The organism is Arthrobacter sp. CAU 1506, from assembly GCF_005047635.1.
GTDB lineage: Bacteria > Actinomycetota > Actinomycetes > Actinomycetales > Micrococcaceae > Crystallibacter.
This window is the reverse complement of the sequence record NZ_SUKC01000009.1, coordinates 34,541-54,348: the sequence shown is the minus strand read 5'-3', so window position 1 is coordinate 54,348 and position 19,808 is coordinate 34,541. Positions and strand designations below refer to the sequence as shown.

Here is a 19,808-nt window from a genome sequence, read left to right as displayed (position 1 = left end):
TGCACCGTCGTCGTCCGTTGGACTAATGATTGACGTATCAACAAACTTCCAGAGGACTAGGAGCAGGACATGAAGATCAATGCGCTGGTAGTCGAGGAGAAAAACGCCCCGTTCGTCCGCGAGCAGCTGGAACTGGATGCGCCCGGGCCGGGCGAAGTGCTGGTGAAGGTGGCCGCCGTCGGGCTCTGCCACACCGACCTGATCACGCAGGCCGGGGACATGCCGCTGCCGTTGCCGGGGGTACTGGGCCATGAAGGCGCCGGCGTGGTGGAGGCCATTGGCGCCGGCGTCACCAACGTTGCCGTCGGTGACCACGTGATCATGGGCTGGCCGTACTGCGGCGAGTGCAAGAACTGTCTGCGCGGCGAGCACCGCTACTGCCTGCGGCTGGGCGAGGCGCTGGTCAGCGGTTCGCGGTTCAAGGGGCCGGACGCCGGGAAGTCCGGCTACACCCGGGCCGACGGCAGCAAGATTTCCGGCCACTTCTTCGGGCAGTCCTCGTTCGCGGACTACTCGCTGGCATTGGCAACCTCGCTGGTGAAGGTGGACCAGGACATCCCGCTGGAGCTGGTGGGACCGCTGGCCTGCGGCATCACCACCGGCGCGGGCGCGGTCTTCAACACCGCCAAGCCCGAACCGGGCCAGTCGCTGGTGGTCTACGGTGCCGGCGCCGTGGGACTGGCCGCCATCATGGCCGCAACGAACACGCCGGCGGCCACCATCATCGCCATCGACCTGCACGATTCGCGGCTGGAACTGGCGCGCGAACTCGGGGCTACGCACACCATCAACTCCGGCAAGACCAACGCACTGGAAGAAATCCAGCGGATTTGCGGCGGTCCGGCCGACTACGTGCTGGAGTGCACCGGCAACATCAAGGTGCTGGAGGAAGCCGCGGATGCGGTGGGCATGCTGGGAACGCTGATCCTGATCGGCGGGGCGCCCGCCGAGGCGCGGTTCTCGGTGGACCACCTGCGCACGCTCTGGGGCAAGCGCATCATCGGCACGCTGGGCGGCTCCAGCACGTCGGCACAGCTGATCCCCGGCCTGATCGCACTGTACAAGGCCGGGCGGTTCCCGTTCGACAAGCTGGTGAAGTACTACGACTTCGACCAGATCGACACCGCCGTTGGCGACTCCACCTCCGGCAGCACCATCAAGGCCGTACTGAAGGTCGCCGGCTAATACCCAGACCCTGGCCGCTTCGCCGCGGCCGGAATGTAACTACCCAATGATTGAAAGGACGGGCTATGTCCCTGCTTGATGCTTCCCTGTGGGAGGGCAAGATCTACCTCAACGGCTGGCGCGAGGGCGGTGCCGGCACCGCGTCCTCGGTGGAACCGGCCACCGGCGAGACGCTAGGCACATACGGTGTGGCCTCGGTCGAGGACGTGCACGAGGCCGCGGCCGTTGCTGCCGCCGCGCAGAAGGAATGGGCGTCCCGCAAGCCCGAAGAACGCGCCGCGGTGCTGCGCCGCGCCGGCGCGCTGTGGGAAGAACACGCCGAGGAAATCCAGTCCTGGATCGTGCGCGAATCCGGCGGCATCGGCCCCAAGGCCGGACTGGAAACCCACATCGCCGCCAACGAATGCTACGAGGCCGCCGCGCTGCCCTCGCTGCCGGCCGGCGACGTACTCACCTCCAACGAAGACCGCTGGTCCTTCGCCCGCCGCCGCCCGGTCGGCGTGGTCTCCGTGATCGCCCCGTTCAACTTCCCGCTGATCCTCTCCATCCGCGCCGTCGCCCCGGCCCTGGCGCTGGGCAACGCGGTACTGCTCAAGCCCGACCCCCGCACCGCCGTCTGCGGCGGCGTGAGCCTGATGCGGATCTTCGAAGAAGCCGGCCTGCCCGCCGGCCTGCTGTCCCTGCTGCCCGGAGGCGCGGACATCGGCGCCGCCGTGGTCGAAGCCCCCGAGGTCCGGGTCATCTCCTTCACCGGCTCCACCGCCGCCGGCCGCAAGATCGGCGAATCCGCCGCCCGCAACCTCAAGCGCGCGCATCTGGAACTGGGCGGCAACAACGCCATGATCGTCCTCCCCGGCGCCGATCTGGCCAAGGCCGCGTCAGCCGCCGCGTTCGGCTCGTTCATGCACCAGGGCCAGATCTGCATGACCACCGGCCGGCACATCGTGCACGAAGACATCTACGAGGACTACGTCGCTGCCCTCGCCGAAAAGGCCCAGCACCTGCCCGTCGGCGACCCGAAGACCGGCACCGTCGCGCTCGGCCCGATCATCGACGAGAACCAGCTCAAGCGCATCGACTCGATCGTGCAGGACGCGGTCGCCGCCGGCGCCCGGCTGGCCGCCGGCGGCACCAACGACGGCCCGTTCTACTCCCCCACCGTGCTCGCCGACCTCGACCCGGACAACACCGCGTGGAAGGACGAAATCTTCGGCCCCGTCGCCCCGGTGATCAAGTTCTCCACCATCGACGAAGCCGTGGAACTGGCCAACGCCAACGAATACGGTCTCTCCCTCTCCATCCTCGGCGACGTCGGACTGGCCATGCAGGTCGCCGACCGGGTGGACTCCGGCAAGGTCCACATCAACGAACAAACAGTCTCCGACGAAGCCAACTCCCCGTTCGGCGGCACCAAGAACTCCGGCAACGGCTCACGGATCGGCGGCCACCAAGCCAACATGGACTCCTTCACCGAACTCCAATGGCTCACCGTCCGCCCGGACATCGCCAACTACCCCTTCTAACCAGGCGGCTGGCGCTACAGCTGGCGCCAAACTGACCGTCCAGGCTGCACGGGCCAGGCGGTACTACGCCGCCTGACGTGCACCATCACGACGCCGGTGCCTCAGTGGGTTTCGCACCCCACCGAGGCACCGGCGTCGTTGTCTGCGGGCAGGCGCGGGTCTACGTTAAGGGAAACCGGGCCTCCGGGAGCCGCGTGCCTGCGCGCTTCCCGTGCCGGCGGAGGAGAAGAGGGCACTATGGCCATCCCGGACGACGTTTTCGCTTCGCTTGAACAGGGGCTGGACTGGCAACGGGACCTGTACAAAGAACTGCACCGGGCCCCCGAGCTCAGCATGGAAGAACACCGCACAGCGGGCCGGATCGAAAGCGAACTGGCCGGCTTCGGATACCAGGTCCAGCGCATCGGCGGCACCGGCATCGTCGGTGTCTTGGAGAACGGTCCGGGCCGCACCGTGCTGGCCAGAGCTGACACGGATGCGCTGCCGGTAGCCGAGGCCACCGGACTGGACTATGCCTCCGAAACCACGGGGGTGATGCACGCCTGCGGCCATGACCTGCACGTGGTCTCCTTGCTGGGGGCGGCCAAGCTGATGGCCACGCACCGGGCTGGGTGGGCCGGCACCTACGTGGCGCTCTTCCAGCCCGGCGAAGAGGTAGCCGCCGGTGCGCAGGCGATGGTGGCCGACGGCCTGACCGACAAACTGCCCCAGCCCGACGTCGCCTTCGCCCAGCATGTGATGCCGTTCGAGGCGGGCACTGTGGGCACGACGGCGGGACCGATCCTCTCGGCCGGCGACTCCCTGAAAGTCACGGTCCACGGCCGCGGGGCGCACGGCTCGATGCCACATAATGCGGTGGACCCGGTGGTGCTGGCGGCCTCGATTGTGCTGCGGCTGCAGACCATCGTGTCCCGCGAGACCAAGCCGGGCGAGTTCGCGGTGGTGACCGTCGGCGCCTCCAACGCAGGCACCAAATCGAACATCATTCCGGACCGTGCGGAGCTGCTGCTGAACCTGCGCACCTACGATGTGGCACTGCGGGAACGGATCATGGCCTCGATCGAACGGATTGTCCGCGGCGAGTGCGCGGCCGCCGGATCGCCCCGCGACCCTGACTTCGAGTACTACGACCAGTTCCCGCTGACCAGCAACGACGCGGAAACCACCCAGAAGATCACTGCCGCGTTCACCGAGCATTTCGGTGCCGACCGGGTCTTCCACGCCGAGCCGGTCACGGCCTCCGAGGACTTCAGCCGGATTCCGGACGCGTTCGGGGTTCCGTACAGCTACTGGACGGTCGGCTCCGTGCCGGCCGACATCTACCGGAAAGCCGTGGAGAAGGGCACCGTCTCCGAGGACATTCCGGCGAACCATTCACCGTTCTTCGCCCCCGCCATCGACCCGACACTCTCGGTCGCCACCCAGACTCAGGTCGTTGCCGCGCTGGCGTACTTGGCACCGTAGGGGTTGTTTCCCATGACCTCATCAACATCTGTCCCGGTCCGGACCGATTGGAAACCGACCGACAAGTGGCTGCTGGGCATCGTCCTGGCCGTCATCAACTTCTGGCTCTTCGCCCAGACACTGCTCAATGTCATCCCCGGCATCAAGGACCAGCTCGGCGTCGAACAAACGCTGGCCAACCTGGCCGTCTCGATCACGTCGCTGTTCTCCGGGATCTTCATCGTGGTCGCCGGCGGCCTTGCCGACCGGATCGGCCGCGCCAAGATCATGTTCGTCGGCATCTACCTGAGCATCCTGGGGTCGCTGCTGATCGCGCTGACGCCGGAAAACCTCGGCGGGCTGACGGACTTCATGCTGCTCGGCGGCCGCGCCATCCAGGGACTTTCCGCGGCATGCATCATGCCCTCCACCATGGCTTTGATCAAGAGCTACTACGAGGGCAAGGACCGGCAGCGCGCGCTGTCGTTCTGGTCCATCGGCTCCTGGGGCGGTTCAGGATTCTGCGCACTGTTCGGCGGGCTGATGGCCTCGTCCTTCCTGGGCTGGCGGTCCATCTTCTGGATTTCGATTGTGCTGTCCGTGCTGGCCCTGTTCCTGCTCAGGGGTACGCCGGAGTCGCGTGCCCCCGTCGACCCCAACGCCGGCGAGCGCCACTTCGATTGGGCCGGCCTGGCGTGCTTCATCATCATGCTGGTGGCCATCAACGTCTACATTTCGCAGGGCCCGGCAATCGGCTGGTTCAGCTGGACCGGGCTGAGCCTGGTGGCCGCGTTCGTGGTGTTCGGCTTGCTCTTCCTGCAGATCGAGACCCACCGCAGCTTCGCGTTCGTGGACTTGAAGCTGTTCAGCAACGGCACCTTCACCGGCGCAACGTTGTCCAACTTCCTGCTCAACGGCGCCGCGGGCACCCTGATCGTCTCGCTGGGATTGGTCCAGGTCGCCGCCGGGTTAAATTCGCTGCAGTCGGGCCTGATGACGCTCGGCTATCTGATCGCCATCCTGGCCACCATCCGCGTGGGTGAGAAGCTGCTGCAGCGGTTCGGTCCGAAGAAGCCCATGCTGTGGGGCAGCATGATCACCGGAATCGGGATCCTGCTGTGCTCCACCACCTTCCTGCGCATCGGCGAGTACATCGTGCTCACCGTCATCGGATTCACGCTCTTCGGTGTGGGCCTGGGTTTCTACGCCACCCCGTCCACCGATGCGGCGCTGTCCAACGTCCCGGATGCCCAAGTGGGCGCCGCTTCCGGCATCTACAAGATGGCGTCCTCGCTCGGCAATGCGATCGGCGTCGCCATTTCCGCTGCCCTGTACGTGGCGGCCCAAGCGGTGGACCCGCAAATCATCCAGTCCTGGGGCATCTTCCTCGGCCGCCAAGACAACGTGGCGCTGCGCTTCGGCGGCGCCGTCGGACTGCTGTTCAACGTGTTCATGGTGGTCGTCGCCATCGCCTCGATCATCGTCACCGTGCCGTCCGAGCGCAGCAAAAAGGAGCAAGAAGCCCGGCCGGACGAGGTCGCACCACCTGCTTTCGGCAACTAGGTTCGTCCGGATCCAGCAGCCCGGCGGGGCGTTGACCCCGCTGCCGGGCGGGAGTATCAATGGCGGTTCGGGCACCATGCATTCACCCCTTCAACGGAGGCACTGCCATGTCAGTCCATGCATCCAGCGGTTCCGACATCCCGGGTTACGAGTACGGCACGGTGGCCCAGTCACCGGTCACACTGGCCGAACTTGACGAGCTCAAGGCCAGCGCCATGTTCGGTGAGGAGGATGCCGCCATGCTGCGCCGGGCCGGAGCGGTCCTCGACGACCAGGTCGAGGAGATACTCGATGTTTGGTACAGCTTCATCGCGAGCCAGCCCCATCTGGTGGAGCATTTCTCCCGTCCAGACGGCCCGCCGATCGCAGAGTATCTGGGGGCTGTCCGTTTGCGGTTCGGCCAGTGGATCCGGGACACCTGCACCAAGCCCTATGACCAGGAGTGGTTGGACTACCAGAACGAGATTGCCTTGCGGCACACCCCCGAGCACAAGAACGACACGGACCACGTAGGCTCCACCCAGGTGGTCCCGCTGCGGTACCTGATCGCACTGATCGGGCCGGTGGTCACCACCATGCGGCCTTTCCTGTCCCGCGGAAGTGATTCCGCGCAGGACGTGGATGCCATGATGCAGGCCTGGCTGAAGGCAGTGATCCTGCAGATTGCACTCTGGTCCCGGCCCTACGCGCTCCCGGGCGAGTGGTAACCGGTCAGGGGCGGCCGGCGGGCGTCGGCACCCAGCGGCGTGCTGCGGCGACCAGCATCAAGACCAGCAGAATGATCAGGACGCCGTCCGCCGCGATGTACACATAGTGGAGCGCGGACCCGCCGTCGTCGGTGCCTGCCAGCACCATGTCAGTCCGGCGGTTGAGCAGCGGCCGGATCACCATCACTTTGGCCAACAGCACGACGACGGCGCCTCCCACCAGAGCCCAGAACCTGCGGTCCACGCGCTGCCCCACCAGGGACAGCACCAGCAGCCCGGCCAGCACCAGCTCCACAATGTTCATCGCCGTGAACACCAGCCGGCCGATGCCCAGCCCCAGCGGAATGGTGATGCCGGGAGCCTGGAACTTCAGCGGGGCCTCGATCAGCGAAATGCCGATGATCAGGCCCAGCCAGAGGGCCGGCAGCACCAGCCGTGCCGCAATACGCAGGCGATCCATGATGGGCCTCCTTATCCGGACCCATCCTACGTCCGGGCAAGGCAGCCCCGCCGTCGTCGCCTGTCAGGTCAGGAGCACTCGGCGCCTAGCGGGCTGCGATCCGCACGGACGCGCTGCGTGCCGTCTTGTTGACGTAGTACGTCCTCTTCGCGGTGACGCGGACGCTGATCTTCTGGCCTCGGTCGGCCTTGACCACCCGGTAGCTGGATTTCTTCGCTCCGCTGATTGGTTTGCCGTTGCGGTACCACTGGTGGCCGTAGGAGGTCGGCTTCGCCGAGAACGATCCAGTGGTGGCCCGTAGGATGGCCCCCGCCTTTTTGGTGCCCGTGATTTTCGGCGCCGTTTTCACGCTGAACACCGCTTTACCCACGGAGACAGCCTTGGCGGTGACTGCTCGGGAGGAGTAGCCGGGCTTGGTGACGGTGGCCCGGACCGTAATTTTGGCGCCGATGTCCTTTGCAGACAAGGCGAACGACGACTTGGTGGCACCCTTTACCGGCTTTCCGTTGCGGTACCACTGGTAGGTGATCTTGACGCCCGGCGTCCAGCCTTGCGAGACCTTCAACGTACTGCCGTACCGGGCGGTACCGCTGATCTTGAAGGCTTTGGTGGCGCTGATGGTTCCTGCGGCGACCTTGACCGGGGCGCTGTGCCTGTCCGTGGTGGTGTAGCCGCCCTTAGCCGCGCGCACCCGGGCCTTGAGGTCGGCCCCCTTGTCCGCCGCCGTCAAGGTATAAGTCACCGCGGTTGCCCCACTGACCGCCTGGCCGTTGCGGTACCACTGGTAACCGAGGGTTGCCGCAGCCGGCGCCCATGCTCCCGCCGACACCGTAAGCTTGTGCCCCACCTTCGCCGTTCCGGAGATCGTCGGGGCAGGCGCGGATGTGAAGAGTGCCGGACCCACCGTGACCGACGATGAGGTGTCCGTTCGGGTGGCGTAGCCGGAGAGTTTGACCACAGCCACCACATGGATCTTGGCCCGGATGTCAGCCGTGCCCAGCCTCAGGGATGTGCCGGTTGCACCCTTGATGGCAACAGAGTTCCGGTACCACTGGTAAGTCGCGTTGGATCCGGGCGTCCACGCTCCAGTTGCCTTGATGGTGCTGTCATAGCGGGCGGTCCCGCTGACGACCAGCGGCTTGACGACGGCGATGGTCCGCAGCGTCGGATGAGGCGACGGGTTCGCTGACGGACTGGCTGACGGCGAGGAGAAGCCGCCCGGCGCAGCCGGCGCCGCGGTGCCCGCAATCAACGCCCCGGTCAACGCAAAGGCGGATGCCGCGGCCGTATAGGCCAGAATCCGCGAGGTGCGTGTGCGCTGCGGACGCACCTCATCAAGGCGGCTAGACAACATTTCGGTTCCCCCAAACATCCCCATGTGCTCTTACCGATGGCTCACAGTAACCGCAAAATCTGCCCCGCACCTTGGGAATTCCTGAGGCCGGCACCTCTCGCGGGCACGGCGGCGGCAGCAGCAGGAGGGCTGCAGGGGGTATCCGCGGCCGGCCTCAGCGCGTTCCAGTCCCGGCGATGCCGTCGATGTCTATCGGGAGGTGGGAAGGCCCCCGCAGGAAGGGGCTGGGCCGGTATTCCGGCGGGTCGTCCACCAGCCTCGGGTTCTCGATTCTGCTGGCGAATGCGGCGAGGGCGATCTGGGCTTCCAACCGGGCCAGGGGTGCTCCGAAGCAGAGGTGGATGCCGCCGCCGAAGCCTAGGTGGCCGTTGTTGGGCCGGTCCGGAATGAAGAGGTCGGGGTCAGTGACGTGGGCCGGGTCCCGGTTGGCTGCGGCCAGGAGCAGCGTGAAGGAAGCTCCGGCCGGGATGGTCGTGCCGGCGATGTCGATATCGTCGAGGGCTGTGCGGAACGGGACGAAATGCACCGGCGGTTCATAGCGCAGCAGTTCCTCCACCATCGGGATGGCCAGCTCGGGGTCGTTGCGCAGTCGCTCCAGCTGGTGCGGGTGGCGGAGCAGGGTCAGAGCGCCGTTGGCGATGAGGTTCACGGTGGTTTCGTGTCCGGCAATGAGCAGCAGGAGGCCGGTGCCCACCAGCTGATCCGCCGGCATGCTGCCTTCCGGCCCGTCGTCGGTGGCCATGGCCGAGAGCATGTCGTCGCCCGGTGACTTTCGGTGGGACTCGACCAGTTCTTCCATGAAGGCGCGCAGCTCCGCACCGGCTTCCGCGCGCTTTTTCTGCTGGGTTTCAGGGTCCAGACCCGGATCAGTGGATTGCAGGGCAACGTCCACCCAGACCCGAAAGCGCTGCTCGTCGCTCTCAGGCACGCCGAGCAGCTCGCAGATCACCGTGACCGGCAGCGGATAGGCCAGTTCATCGACGACGTCGATCCTGCTGCGACCCGCCATCTTGTCGATCAGGCCGGTGACGATTTCCTTCATCCGTGGCTCCATCCCGGCGATCCGGCCGGGCGTCGTCGGCGGCCCGAAGTGGCGCATGGTCATCCGGCGGAACTTATCGTGGTCGGGCGGATCCATGCTCAGGAACGTTGGCGTCATGTCGGCGCCGTCGCCCTGGTCCCCGGAGACACCGGCTGCGGCTGCGGCAGGATTGCGGCTGATCTCGGAGCTGACCCGCGGATCGTGCAACAGCGAGACGACCTCGGCGTAGGTGCTGACCAGATAGGTTCCGTCCGGCAGCCGCGTCACCGGTGTTTTGCGGAGGTCAGCATAAAACGGGTAGGGGTTGGCCCGGTTGGAGTAGTCGAGGACCTGCTCCCATGAGCTGGCGGGGGTCATAGCGAATGCTCCTTTGATCGTTGCGCGGTTTCCGCCGGCCTCCGGGACGGTGTGTCGCCGGCGGCAGGGTGGGTCAGTCGGGCGCGGCGTTCGTTGGGGTCGTGGCCGGTCACGACGACGGTTGCGTCCTGGGTGGGGCTGACCGCCGGCCTGAAGCCGGCCGGCACGGCGTGCCCATCGGCCGACTCGTCCACGTGGTGGAAGGCCGGCGGGAAGGGCGCGGCCTGTTCGATCAACGGTTCGTAGAATTCGAGCCACTTGTTCTGGTTGAAGGCAACAGCCGCCACAATGCGGCCCTTGTAGCCGTAGACGGCCAGGAAGCGCCGCTGTACCACCGATCCTTGGACGATGGCGACTTCATCGGCGGCCGAGGGAACCCCCACACTCTTGATTTCGGTGCCGAACTGGACCGACCAGAATTGCGGCACCGCCAGATGCGGCCAGCGTTCGGTCTCGCGGCTGACCATATTGTGCGCAGCAACCTCGGCCTGCGAGATGGCGTTGCCCCAGTGCTCCATGGCCAGGAACTGGTAGCCGTACATCGGCTGCGGGGCGCGCGCTATGTCCCCGGCCACGAAGACGTCATCGGTGACCAGGCCGTTCGCGTCGAAAGCGCGGCAGCCGGCGTCGCAGGCGACTCCCCACACGCCGCAGGCCAACCCGGAGTCTGCGAGCCATTCGACATTGCGGACCGAGCCCAGCGCGGCGACCGCCACGTCGGCCTCAACCGTTGTCCCGTCGGACAAGACGGCCCGGCGCAGCTGCCCTGCGGCATCCCCTTCGAGGGAAGTGACCCGGACGCCGCAGCGCAGGTCCACGCCTTTCTCGAGCTGCAGGTCGCCGGCTATGGCGCCGATCGTACCGCCGAGGGCCGCGACCAAGGGCGCCGGCCCGGCCTCGGCAACGGTGACCGGGAGACCGAGTTCACGGCACACGGACGCGACCTCGCAGCCGATGAACCCGGCGCCGATGACCAGCACCCGGCGGGGTCGCCCGGCCAGGAACTGCCGGAGCTTCGACGCGTCCTCCCGGGTGCGCAACGTCAAGACTCCTTCCAGCGCTGCCTCGGCAGGGTTCGGCCAGGGCCGGGAGCGCAGTCCGGTGGCGATCAGCACCTTGTCGAAGCCGACCCGGCTCCCGTCGGCGAGCCGGACGTGCTTGGCCCGCAGGTCCAGCCCGGTCGCCGCGACTCCCAGCCGCCAGGTGGCCGCGATGTCCCGGCGTTGGGGCAACGAAGTATCTGCCGAGCTCATCGTCCCGGCCAGGAGTTGTTTGGACAGCGGCGGCCGGTCGTAGGGCTCGTGGGGTTCCTCGCCGACCAAGGTCAGCGGGCCGGTGAAGCCTTCCTCACGCAGCCGCTCCGCCGCGTGCAACCCCGTCAACGATGCACCGACAATGACGATCCGGCCCGTTTTCTTGAACGAGTTGCCGTGGCCGTCACCGGCGACGCCAGCTGTCCCCGGCCGTCCTTCCGGATGCTGCGATTCGTTCGGCCCGTCCGTGTGCTCCAGGCTGATGGCCTGGACCGGACACGCGGCAGCGGCCCGACGGATTTTGATGCGCTGCGCTTCGTCCGGGTCCGGGTCGTAGGTGAGCGCCTCGTCCCCCTGGATGCGGAAGACTTCCGGGGCCAGGAAGGCGCATTGGGCGTAGCCTTGGCATTTTGTGAGATCGACGGCGATCCGCATGCCGCACTTCTTCCTCTTGCCGGCTTCCGGCCGTGATCCGCCATGCGGCCGGTGCCTCTCAGGACTAAACCGTGACGGCCCCCGTCCCGGCAGGCCGTGAGGCCCCGAGGCGGGCCCGGGCAGGGGCCCCAAGGTGACTCATGTTCAAGTGAATCGAGTCTAGGCCGGGTGGACGGCGCGGCGGAAGGGCCCTCCGCGCTGCGTCAGCGGTGTGCGTCTTGCCGCTCCGTGTCGGCCGCCGGACTCAGCGCGGCCTTGCGCCTGAGGCCGGCTCCTGGGGGGTCCTCAATGCAGCGCGGACCGTTGATCATGACCGCTCCAACCAGCATCACCACAATGCAGGCGCCCAGCATGGCAAAGGATGCAGTCCACGAGCCGGTAGATTCGTGGACCACTCCGAACAGGAGCGGAGCAACGCTGGCGCCGGCGTAACCGAGGCCCTGGCTGAAGCCGGACAGCACGGCCGAGCCGTGGACGGTGCGCGAGCGCAGGTTGACCATCAGCAGCGCGACGGCGAAGGTGCCCTGACCCAGCCCGGACAGCGTTACCCACCACCAGGTGCCGCTGTCCGGCGACAGCAGCAGTCCCGCATGCCCGCCGATCCAGCACATGGTGAACACCAGGATCGCGGCGATCGGGTGCTTCAGACGGGGCACAATCAGCGGCACCAGCAGGCTGACCGGCAGCCCCAGGATGGCGAAGTAGGCCAAGGCCGAGCCCGCAGCCGCAGCGTCGATGCCGTGCGCGGTGAGATAGGGCGGCAACCAGGTGAAGTACACGTAGGTCTGTGCGGAATTACCGGCCAGGAAAATAGCCAGCCCCCAAGCCACCGGCGAGCGCCAAGGGTTCAGCTTTCCGGCTGCAGGCGAGGCAGCAGCCGGAGCCGGCGTGCCGCCGTCGTACGTCTTGCCCTTACGGCGGTCGCGTGCCGCCTGCACTGCCCACGGGACCAGCACCACGGCGCTGACCGAGGCCCAGAGCGCCAGCGAGACCCGCCAGCCGGCAGCCTCGGCCAACGGGACCGAAAACTGCGGGCTCATCGCGGTGCCCATCGCCAGCAGCGTCACATAGCCGGCGGTGACCACTCCGATGCGGTCCGGGAAGTATTTCCGCACCAACGGCGGCAGCACCACGTTGCCCATGCCGTACCCGGCCATCACCACAGCGCTCAGACCGAGGAAGGGCCAGACCCCGTCGACGGCGGCGCGGCCCACCTGGCCAGCGACCGCCAGCAGCACGGCCGCGACCAGCACCTTTTCCAGCCCGAGCCAGCGGATCAGCGCCGGTGTGCAGAGGCCGGCCGCCGCGAAGACCAGCGGCGGCAGCATGGCCAGCGCACCGATGGTGGTCGCGTCGAAGCCCAGTTCCGGGCCCAGTTCACCCAGCAGCGGGCCCACGGCGGAGACTGCGGCGCGCAAGCTCAGCGCCATGGTCAAGATGCCCAGCAGCGCACCGATCCGCCCGGTCCAGGGCTTGCGGAGGAAGGAGTTCACTTGCCTACCCTAGCCGGGGGCAGCCCCTGTCACCGCGCAGGGTACGGGCCGCGGCGCAGCAGCCTGGCCAGATGAACGGCGTTCCGGGCCGCCGTCGCGGTAGTCGTCGCGGTGACCTCGGGAGTTTCCGGCAGGTCCTGGAAATCGGTGCCATGCATCGCCTCGCCCACCCAGTACGTGGACCCCTGGGCTGGGATGCTGAAGCCGACGTCGCCCAGTCCCTGGTAGAGCTCGGCCGTGACATGGTGGGCGCCGTCCTCGTTTCCGACCACCGCCACCAGCGCGACTTTGTCGAACATGCTGGGCCGGCCGGCCTCGTCGGTTTCGGACAGCTCGGCGTCCAGCCGTTCGAGCACCCGCTGGGCAAGGCTGGCCGGATGGCCCAGCCAGATCAGCGTGGCGAGCACCAGGATGTCCGCCTCCAGCACTTTGGCGCGGATGGACGGCCAGGCATCACCCTCGCCCATGTCTTTCTGCACGCCGGGATTGACGTCATGGTCCGCAACCCGGAGCAGCTCACACTCGACGTCCTGCCGGGACAGTTGCGTGATCACCTGCCGCGCCAGCAGTTCGCTGCTGGACGGTTTGGGTGACGGCGTCAAAGTGCAGACCAGGGCCAGGGCGTTGAGCTTTGTCTCCTCCATGGCGCCATTCTGCTGGTTATGCCGCCGGCACGGAAGGGTGCGCGCCCGGCTCACCGCCCGGTGATGCCATCCAACTGGGCAGCCGAGGCACCCTAGACCCCGCAGCCGCCGGCCGAGGCACCCGCGGAGGCACCGCCGTCGTTGTTCCCGCACGCCGTAACCAACTTACAAGGGGTGACACGCGCCACCGTAAGATGGTGCTGGCGCCCTTCCCGTGCGGCGCCGGGACCGCACCGCCGCCCAGCTGAAGGGCCAGTCGCGGCCCTGAGGAACAAGGAAGTGGTGCCACAAGCATGCTTGACCAGTCAACGATTGAGTCCATCGCCGACGAGTTGGTGGAGGCGGGACGGACCCGCACGCCGGTGCAGCGGCTGACCGCCCGGTACCCGGAGATGACCATTGAGGACTCCTACAAGGTGCAGAACCTGTGGCGGGAGCGCAGTGAAGCCGCCGGACGGACTCTGGCCGGGCGCAAGATCGGGCTGACCTCCAAGGCCATGCAGTACGCCACCGGGATCAGCGAACCGGACTACGGGATCATCTTCGACGACATGATCCTGGAGAACGGCTGCACGGTGAAGTGGGACCAGTACACCCACCCGCGCATCGAGGTTGAACTGGCCTTTGTGCTCAACCGCGACGTCAAGGGCCCCAACGCCACCATCTTCGACGTGCTGAACGCCACCGAGTACGTGGTTCCCGCACTGGAGATCCTGGACTCCCGGATCGAGATGGAAGGCCGCACCATCGTGGACACCATCTCGGACAATGCCGCGATGGGCGCCATGGTGATCGGCGGCAACCCGGTCCGCCCGCAGGACGTGGACCTGCGCTGGATCTCCGCCATCCTGTACAAGAACCAGACGGTGGAGGAGACCGGTGTGGCCGCCGGCGTGCTCAACCACCCGGCCGCCGGCGTCTACTGGCTGGCCAACAAGATCGCCCCGCACGGCGATCACCTCAAGGCCGGCGAAACCATCCTGGCCGGCTCCTTCACCCGCCCGATGTGGGTCCACGAAGGCGACACCGTGTTCGCGGACTACGGACAGCTGGGAACCATCACATGCCGTTTCGAGTAGAACCCGATCCGTCCTTCAAGGACGCGCTGGCCGCCGCCGACCGCCCGCTGGCAGGCATCTGGGTCTGCTCCGGCTCGCCGCTGATCGCCGAGCTGTGCGCCGGCGCCGGCTTCGACTGGATCTTCATCGACGCCGAGCACTCCCCCAACGGGCTGGAGTCCGTGCTGGCCCAGCTGCAGGCAGTGCGCGGCTACCCCGGCATCCCGGTGGTCCGTCCGCCGGTCAACGACACGGTGCTGATCAAGCAGTACCTGGACCTGGGCGCGCAGACGCTGATCATCCCGATGGTGCACAGCGCCGAGCAGGCGAGGGCGGCCGTGGCAGCCACCCGCTACCCGCCGGCCGGAGTGCGCGGCGTCGGGTCCGCGCTGGCCCGGTCGGCCCGCTGGAACCGGATCCCGGACTACCTCACCCGCGCGGAGGAAACGCTGACGCTGATCGTGCAGATCGAGTCAGCGGAGGCCGTGGAGAACGCGGCCGAGATCGCCGCGGTGGACGGCGTGGACGGCGTCTTCATCGGCCCCTCCGATCTCGCCGCCTCGATGGGCGTGATCGGGCAGCAGGAGCACCCCGAGGTGGTGGCCGGCGTGGAGAAGGCGCTCAAGGCGGCCAAGGCCGCCGGCAAGTTTGTGGGGGTCAACGCGTTCGCCGAAGCCTCTGCCCGCCGCTACATGGAGTGGGGCGCTGACTTTGTGGGCGTCGGCGCCGACGTGGCGCTGCTGGCCCGCGGCTCCGAGGCCCTGGCCGCCAAGTACCTCCCCTCGGACGGGGACGGCGCGGCAGGAACGCCGGCCAGTTACTGATCGAAGCAGACAACGACGGCGGCGCTTGGGTGGGGTTCGCAGCCCACCCAGGCGCCGCCGTCGTCCTGCCCGCCCGGCGTTAAGATCCCGGCGTTAAGATCGGAGCAACGAATCTGCGCGTGGTCGAGGAGGGTAAGAAGTGGCAGCTGCACACGGCCGCGCACTTGGTCAGCGGGCCATGAACCCAGCGCTGGCAAGGATCTCGGCCGAGCCCGGCGGCGTCGGGCTGATCGACCACCCGCTCCGTGCGCCCGGCGCAGACGAGGTGGAGCTCAGGGTCAGCCTCTGCGGATTGTGCGGATCGGACGTCATTGTCTACCGTGCCGACCCGGCGGCGGCATCGGTTCCGCTCGGCATGGTGCTGGGCCACGAGTCGGTCGGCTCGGTGGTCCGTGCCGGGCTGTTGGTACCGGAATGGCTCGCCCCGGGGACCCGGGTGGTGCCGATTTCCACCGTCGGCTGCGGGCACTGTGCGGCGTGCCGGGCGGACCAGCCGCACCTCTGCGCCAGACGTTCCGGTCTGGGGCTGACCCAGCATGGACAAGCAGCCTCCCGGGCGCTGGTACCGTGGCGCAACCTGGTGCCCGTGCCGGACTCGGTCCCGGACACCACCGCGGTTCTCGCCGAGCCCGCCTCCATCGCCTGGCGGGCGGTGTCCACCGTAGCCCGGATCCAATCCGGGGAGCGGCTAGCGGTGTCGACCACCCGCAGCATCGGCCTGCTCGCGGGCTTGATGGCACAGCGCGCCGGCGCCGCGGTGACGATGATCGGCCGCGAGGGCCCCGGGCACCAGGCCCGAGTCGAACTGGCCGCCAGCCTGGGGCTGGACAGCACCACCGGACCGCGGCCGGACAGCTATGACGTGTGGATTGAAGCGACCGGCGCGGGTACGCATTTGGCTCGGGCCGTCGAGGAACTGCGCCCCCTGGGCCGCCTGGTCATGGTGGCGATGTACGCCACCGGAACCGCCCCGGCGCCGGTGGTCCGGACCAGTAAGAACCTTGATGTGCTGCACAGCTTCATCTCGACCCGTCCGGACTTTGAACACGCCCTGGCTTTTCTAGCCGGTCTCCCGGATCTGGGCGAGCGCCTGATTACCACCTATCCAATGGACCGGGCCGTGGAAGCACTCCGGCTGACTGCTGACGGCAGCACCGACGCCGCCGGGCGTCCGCTGATCAAGGCCGTGCTGAAACCCAACCTTTGATCCAAAAAAGCCTCGACATGTGACCAATTGGTCACCTATCATGAGCCTATGGATGCCGTGTTCAAAGCGTTGGCGGATCCCACCCGGCGAGAACTGCTGGATGAACTGTTCCGCGAGGACGGGCAGACCCTCACTGCGCTGGAAGCGCATTTCAACATCACGCGCTTCGGAGTCATGAAGCACCTGAGGCAATTGGAAGAGGCCAACTTGGTGGTCACCCGCCGCCGCGGCCGGGAAAAACTCCATTTCCTCAATCCGGTGCCCATCCGGCTCATCCACGACCGCTGGGTGAGCAAGTATGCACAGCCGTGGGCCGCTGGGCTCAGCGACCTCAAATCCCGATTGGAAAATCCCATGGAAAAGATTTTCGAGATCTACATCCGCACCACCCCGGAAAAGCTCTGGGAGGCCATTACGGACAGCGAGATCAGGAGCAAGTACAACTTCGGCAACGGGATCGAGACCGACTGGACACCGGGCTCCAGCTACACCATGACCAATCCCCGTGCGGATGCCCCGCTGGGCGAGGGCGAGAACCTGGAAGTGGACCCGCCGCGCAAATTGGTGCAGACCATGCGTGCACTCTGGGGCGAGGACGTGATCGCCGAAGGCACCTCGCGGGTGACCTGGGAGATCGAGCAGGTGGAGGACTCCTGCCGGCTCACCGTCACCCACGACCAACTGCGCGAAGGCGCCAATGACCAGCTGTACGGCGGCTGGCCAATGATCCTCTCCGGGCTCAAGACCTGGCTGGAAACCGGCGAACTGCTCACCACCCCGGGTTCGTTGATGTACACCTGAGCCGAACGGACACGCGCCCGGAACTCCGACTTGGCCGACGCTCACGTCCCAGGCCTATCGAGGAATCAGCAGGCGCCCATTTCACGGCTGAAAAGGGCGCCCGATGAAGAGTCGTTCCGGCGGTGGAGCGGGACGAGCTTAGGAGAGCTTGGACGCCACCAGCGAGGTCAGGTCCACCATGCGGTTGGAGTAGCCCCACTCGTTGTCGTACCAGCCAATGACCTTGACCTGGTTCCCCATCACCTTGGTCAGGCCGGAGTCGAAGATAGCCGACGCCGGATCGGTGACGATGTCCGAGGAGACAATCGGGTCCTCCGTGTAGGTGAGGATGCCGGCCAACTGCGGGTCTGCAGCCGCTGCCTTGAACGCCTCGTTGACTTCCTCCACGGTGACCTCGCGCCCCACGGTGACGGTCAGGTCGGTGGCGGAGCCGGTGGGCACCGGCACGCGGATGGCAAACCCGTCCAGCCTGCCCTTCAGCTCCGGCAGCACCTGCCCGATCGCCTTTGCGGCACCGGTGGAGGTGGGGACCATGTTGATGGCGGCGGCGCGGGCACGGCGAAGGTCCCGGTGCGGGCCGTCCTGCAGGTTCTGGTCCGCGGTGTAGGCGTGGATGGTAGTCATCAAGCCCTGCTCGATGCCGAAGTTCTCGTGCAGCACCTTTGCCAGCGGTGCCAGGCAGTTGGTGGTGCAGGAGGCGTTGGAGACGATGTGGTTTGTGCCGTCGTCGTACTCTCCCTCATTGACGCCCATCACCACGCTCAGCACGTCGCCCTTGGCCGGGGCGGAGATCAGGACCTTGCGGGCGCCGGCCACCAGATGCTTTTCCGCATCCGCCGCGTCGGTGAAGCGGCCGGTTGATTCGATCACGATATCCACGCCGAGTTCACCCCACGGCAGATTGCCGGGATCGCGTTCGGCGAGGACCTTGATGACCCTGCCGTCCACCACTAGGTCGCCGTCGGCAACCGCGACCTCCGCGGCCAGCCGTCCGACGACGGAGTCGTACTTGAGCAGGTGCGCCAGGGTTTCCGGCGAGCCGAGGTCGTTGATCGCCACGATCTCCAGATCGGAACCCAGCTTTCCCTGCGCGAGGGCGGCCCGGAAGTAGTTGCGGCCAATCCGCCCGAAACCGTTGATACCGACCCGCACTGCCATGGGAACTCCTTTTATTTAGCGTCTAAATTTATGTTCCATTACTATTATCCTGATGCTGCCCTACAAGGTCAAGGGGAACGATGTGAGCACCTCCGCCACCACTCCGCAAGTGCTGCGGCTGGCCAACCTGAAAGCCGTGCTGTCCGTCATGCGGGCGAACGGCGCGGTGACCGGCACGGACTTGATCGAGGCCACCGGCCTGACCCGTGCCACGGCCATCGCGGTCTGCGACGATCTGACCGCCCGCGGCTGGGTCCGCGAACTGCCGGGGGAACGCCTGGTGGGCACCACGAAGGGCAGGCCGGCCCGGCGGTTCGAATTCAATCCGGCGGCCGGCTGCGTGCTGGGAATGGACGTGGGCATGGCGACCGCCACTGCTCTGGTGGCGGATTTGAGGGGACAGACGCTGGCCCGGGTTTCCGAGCGGTTCGACAAGCCGCCGGCCACTGCCGCCTCGCGCCGCGCCACCATCAAGCGGGTGGTCGCCAGCGCCTTGGATGAGGCCGGGCTGGCCCCCTCGGCCGTTTTGGCCGCCGCCATCGGCGTCTCCACGGTGGTGGACCGCCACGGCAACGTGGCTGCCGGACACGAACTGTCCGAGCACTTCGACATCGGGCTGCAGACCGAGGTCTTCTCCGACTACGGCTGGCCGGTCCTGCTGGAGAACGACGCCAACCTGGCGGCGCTGGCCGAGCGCTGGAGCGGCGTGGGAACCGGCGTCGACGACCTTGCCGTCATGCTGGCCGGCGAGCGCCTGGGCACCGGACTGATTGAATCGGGCCGCCTGCTGCACGGCTGCAACGGGGGTGCCGGCGAAGTGGGCACGCTTGAACTGGTGGACGGGGTGGGCAGCCAGGACGGCATCGCCCGGCTTGCCCGCTACTGGGGCAACGAAGCCCTCGCCGCGGACCGGCCAACGCTGATTCGCGAACTGGTCGGTCCGGGAACCAGCCGGGTGTCGGCGCGCTTCGTGTTCGAGGCGGCGGCACGCGGTGACGAGGTGGCCCAGGGGATCCTGGAACGGATCGGCCTGCGGATGGCCCGGGTCATCGCCGTGCTCGGCACCTTCTTCAACCCCGAACTGGTGGTCATTGGCGGCGCGGTGGCGGCCTCGGCATCGGCCCTGCTGCCCACCATCACCCGTGAACTCCCCCGGCTCACCGCAACCCCTCCGCGCGTGGCCGTCTCCGAGTTCGGCGATGCGATTGTGGCTGCCGGTGCCGTCCGGCTGGCGCTGGATTACGTGGAGGAACACGCCATGGAGCTGGTCCCGGCCGACGCGCCGGCCTGACCTTCGCAGC

17 protein-coding genes are annotated in these 19,808 nt (G+C 67.3%); 10 read left to right on the top strand and 7 right to left on the bottom strand.

Annotated features, from left to right (window positions below; genetic code table 11):
- Positions 1-69: 69 nt before the first annotated feature.
- The 5 genes from E4J89_RS11465 (at position 70) to E4J89_RS11445 (ending at position 6,421) form a co-directional block, all read left to right on the top strand.
- Positions 70-1,185 carry an NAD(P)-dependent alcohol dehydrogenase gene (locus E4J89_RS11465; RefSeq protein ID WP_136786276.1) on the top strand — a complete coding sequence of 372 codons (1,116 nt, stop codon included), beginning with the start codon at positions 70-72 and terminating at the stop codon, positions 1,183-1,185.
- Between the two features lie 65 nt (positions 1,186-1,250).
- Positions 1,251-2,708 carry a benzaldehyde dehydrogenase gene (locus E4J89_RS11460; RefSeq protein WP_136786275.1) on the top strand — a complete coding sequence of 486 codons (1,458 nt, stop codon included), beginning with the start codon at positions 1,251-1,253 and terminating at the stop codon, positions 2,706-2,708.
- Positions 2,709-2,945: 237 nt separating this feature from the next.
- The gene (locus tag E4J89_RS11455) at positions 2,946-4,172 is read left to right on the top strand and encodes an amidohydrolase (protein WP_136786274.1); all 1,227 of its coding nucleotides are present in this window, start codon (positions 2,946-2,948) and stop codon (positions 4,170-4,172) included.
- 12 nt (positions 4,173-4,184) lie between these two features.
- Entirely contained in the window at positions 4,185-5,714 is a 1,530-nt protein-coding gene (locus E4J89_RS11450; protein WP_136786273.1) for an MFS transporter, read from the top strand.
- A 107-nt stretch (positions 5,715-5,821) separates the two neighbouring features.
- Positions 5,822-6,421 carry a protoglobin domain-containing protein gene (locus E4J89_RS11445; protein WP_136786272.1) on the top strand — a complete coding sequence of 200 codons (600 nt, stop codon included), beginning with the start codon at positions 5,822-5,824 and terminating at the stop codon, positions 6,419-6,421.
- 4 nt (positions 6,422-6,425) lie between these two features.
- On the opposite strand, the gene E4J89_RS11440 is transcribed toward E4J89_RS11445, so the two are convergent.
- The 6 genes from E4J89_RS11440 to E4J89_RS11415 form a co-directional block, all read right to left on the bottom strand.
- Entirely contained in the window at positions 6,426-6,881 is a 456-nt protein-coding gene (locus tag E4J89_RS11440) for a hypothetical protein (RefSeq protein ID WP_136786271.1), read from the bottom strand.
- Positions 6,882-6,966: 85 nt separating this feature from the next.
- On the bottom strand, positions 6,967-8,235 hold the full coding sequence (locus E4J89_RS11435) for a hypothetical protein (RefSeq protein WP_136786270.1): 1,269 nt from the start codon (positions 8,233-8,235) through the stop codon (positions 6,967-6,969).
- 154 nt (positions 8,236-8,389) lie between these two features.
- Positions 8,390-9,634: a cytochrome P450 gene (locus E4J89_RS11430; protein WP_136786269.1), complete on the bottom strand. Its 1,245-nt coding sequence runs from the start codon at positions 9,632-9,634 to the stop codon at positions 8,390-8,392.
- A complete protein-coding gene (locus tag E4J89_RS11425) occupies positions 9,631-11,322 on the bottom strand; it encodes an FAD-dependent oxidoreductase (RefSeq protein ID WP_136786268.1) in 1,692 nt (563 codons plus the stop codon). The genes E4J89_RS11430 and E4J89_RS11425 overlap by 4 nt, the downstream gene beginning before the upstream one ends.
- Positions 11,323-11,525: 203 nt before the next feature.
- The gene (locus tag E4J89_RS11420; protein WP_240691861.1) at positions 11,526-12,815 is read right to left on the bottom strand and encodes an MFS transporter; all 1,290 of its coding nucleotides are present in this window, start codon (positions 12,813-12,815) and stop codon (positions 11,526-11,528) included.
- Positions 12,816-12,844: 29 nt separating this feature from the next.
- Positions 12,845-13,459, bottom strand: coding sequence for an NAD(P)H-dependent oxidoreductase (locus E4J89_RS11415; protein ID WP_136786267.1), 615 nt, complete (start codon positions 13,457-13,459; stop codon positions 12,845-12,847).
- A 293-nt stretch (positions 13,460-13,752) separates the two neighbouring features.
- Here E4J89_RS11415 and hpaH point away from each other — a divergent pair, with 293 nt between their 5' ends.
- The 4 genes from hpaH (at position 13,753) to E4J89_RS11395 (ending at position 17,349) form a co-directional block, all read left to right on the top strand.
- On the top strand, positions 13,753-14,538 hold the full coding sequence (gene hpaH / locus E4J89_RS11410) for a 2-oxo-hept-4-ene-1,7-dioate hydratase (protein ID WP_127512373.1): 786 nt from the start codon (positions 13,753-13,755) through the stop codon (positions 14,536-14,538).
- Positions 14,523-15,341 carry an HpcH/HpaI aldolase/citrate lyase family protein gene (locus E4J89_RS11405; protein WP_205754481.1) on the top strand — a complete coding sequence of 273 codons (819 nt, stop codon included), beginning with the start codon at positions 14,523-14,525 and terminating at the stop codon, positions 15,339-15,341. The genes hpaH and E4J89_RS11405 overlap by 16 nt, the downstream gene beginning before the upstream one ends.
- Positions 15,342-15,480: 139 nt before the next feature.
- Positions 15,481-16,548: an alcohol dehydrogenase catalytic domain-containing protein gene (locus E4J89_RS11400; RefSeq protein ID WP_136786266.1), complete on the top strand. Its 1,068-nt coding sequence runs from the start codon at positions 15,481-15,483 to the stop codon at positions 16,546-16,548.
- 48 nt (positions 16,549-16,596) lie between these two features.
- Positions 16,597-17,349, top strand: coding sequence for a metalloregulator ArsR/SmtB family transcription factor (locus E4J89_RS11395; RefSeq protein ID WP_136786265.1), 753 nt, complete (start codon positions 16,597-16,599; stop codon positions 17,347-17,349).
- A gap of 138 nt (positions 17,350-17,487) precedes the next feature.
- Here E4J89_RS11395 and gap read toward each other — a convergent pair whose 3' ends face one another.
- Positions 17,488-18,507 (bottom strand): type I glyceraldehyde-3-phosphate dehydrogenase, encoded by a 1,020-nt coding sequence (gene gap, locus E4J89_RS11390; RefSeq protein WP_136786264.1) that lies wholly within the window; start codon positions 18,505-18,507, stop codon positions 17,488-17,490.
- 52 nt (positions 18,508-18,559) lie between these two features.
- Between gap and E4J89_RS11385 the strand changes: the two genes are divergently transcribed.
- Positions 18,560-19,798, top strand: a complete 1,239-nt coding sequence (locus tag E4J89_RS11385) for an ROK family transcriptional regulator (protein WP_205754480.1) — start codon at positions 18,560-18,562, stop codon at positions 19,796-19,798.
- The last annotated feature ends 10 nt before the right edge of the window (positions 19,799-19,808 follow it).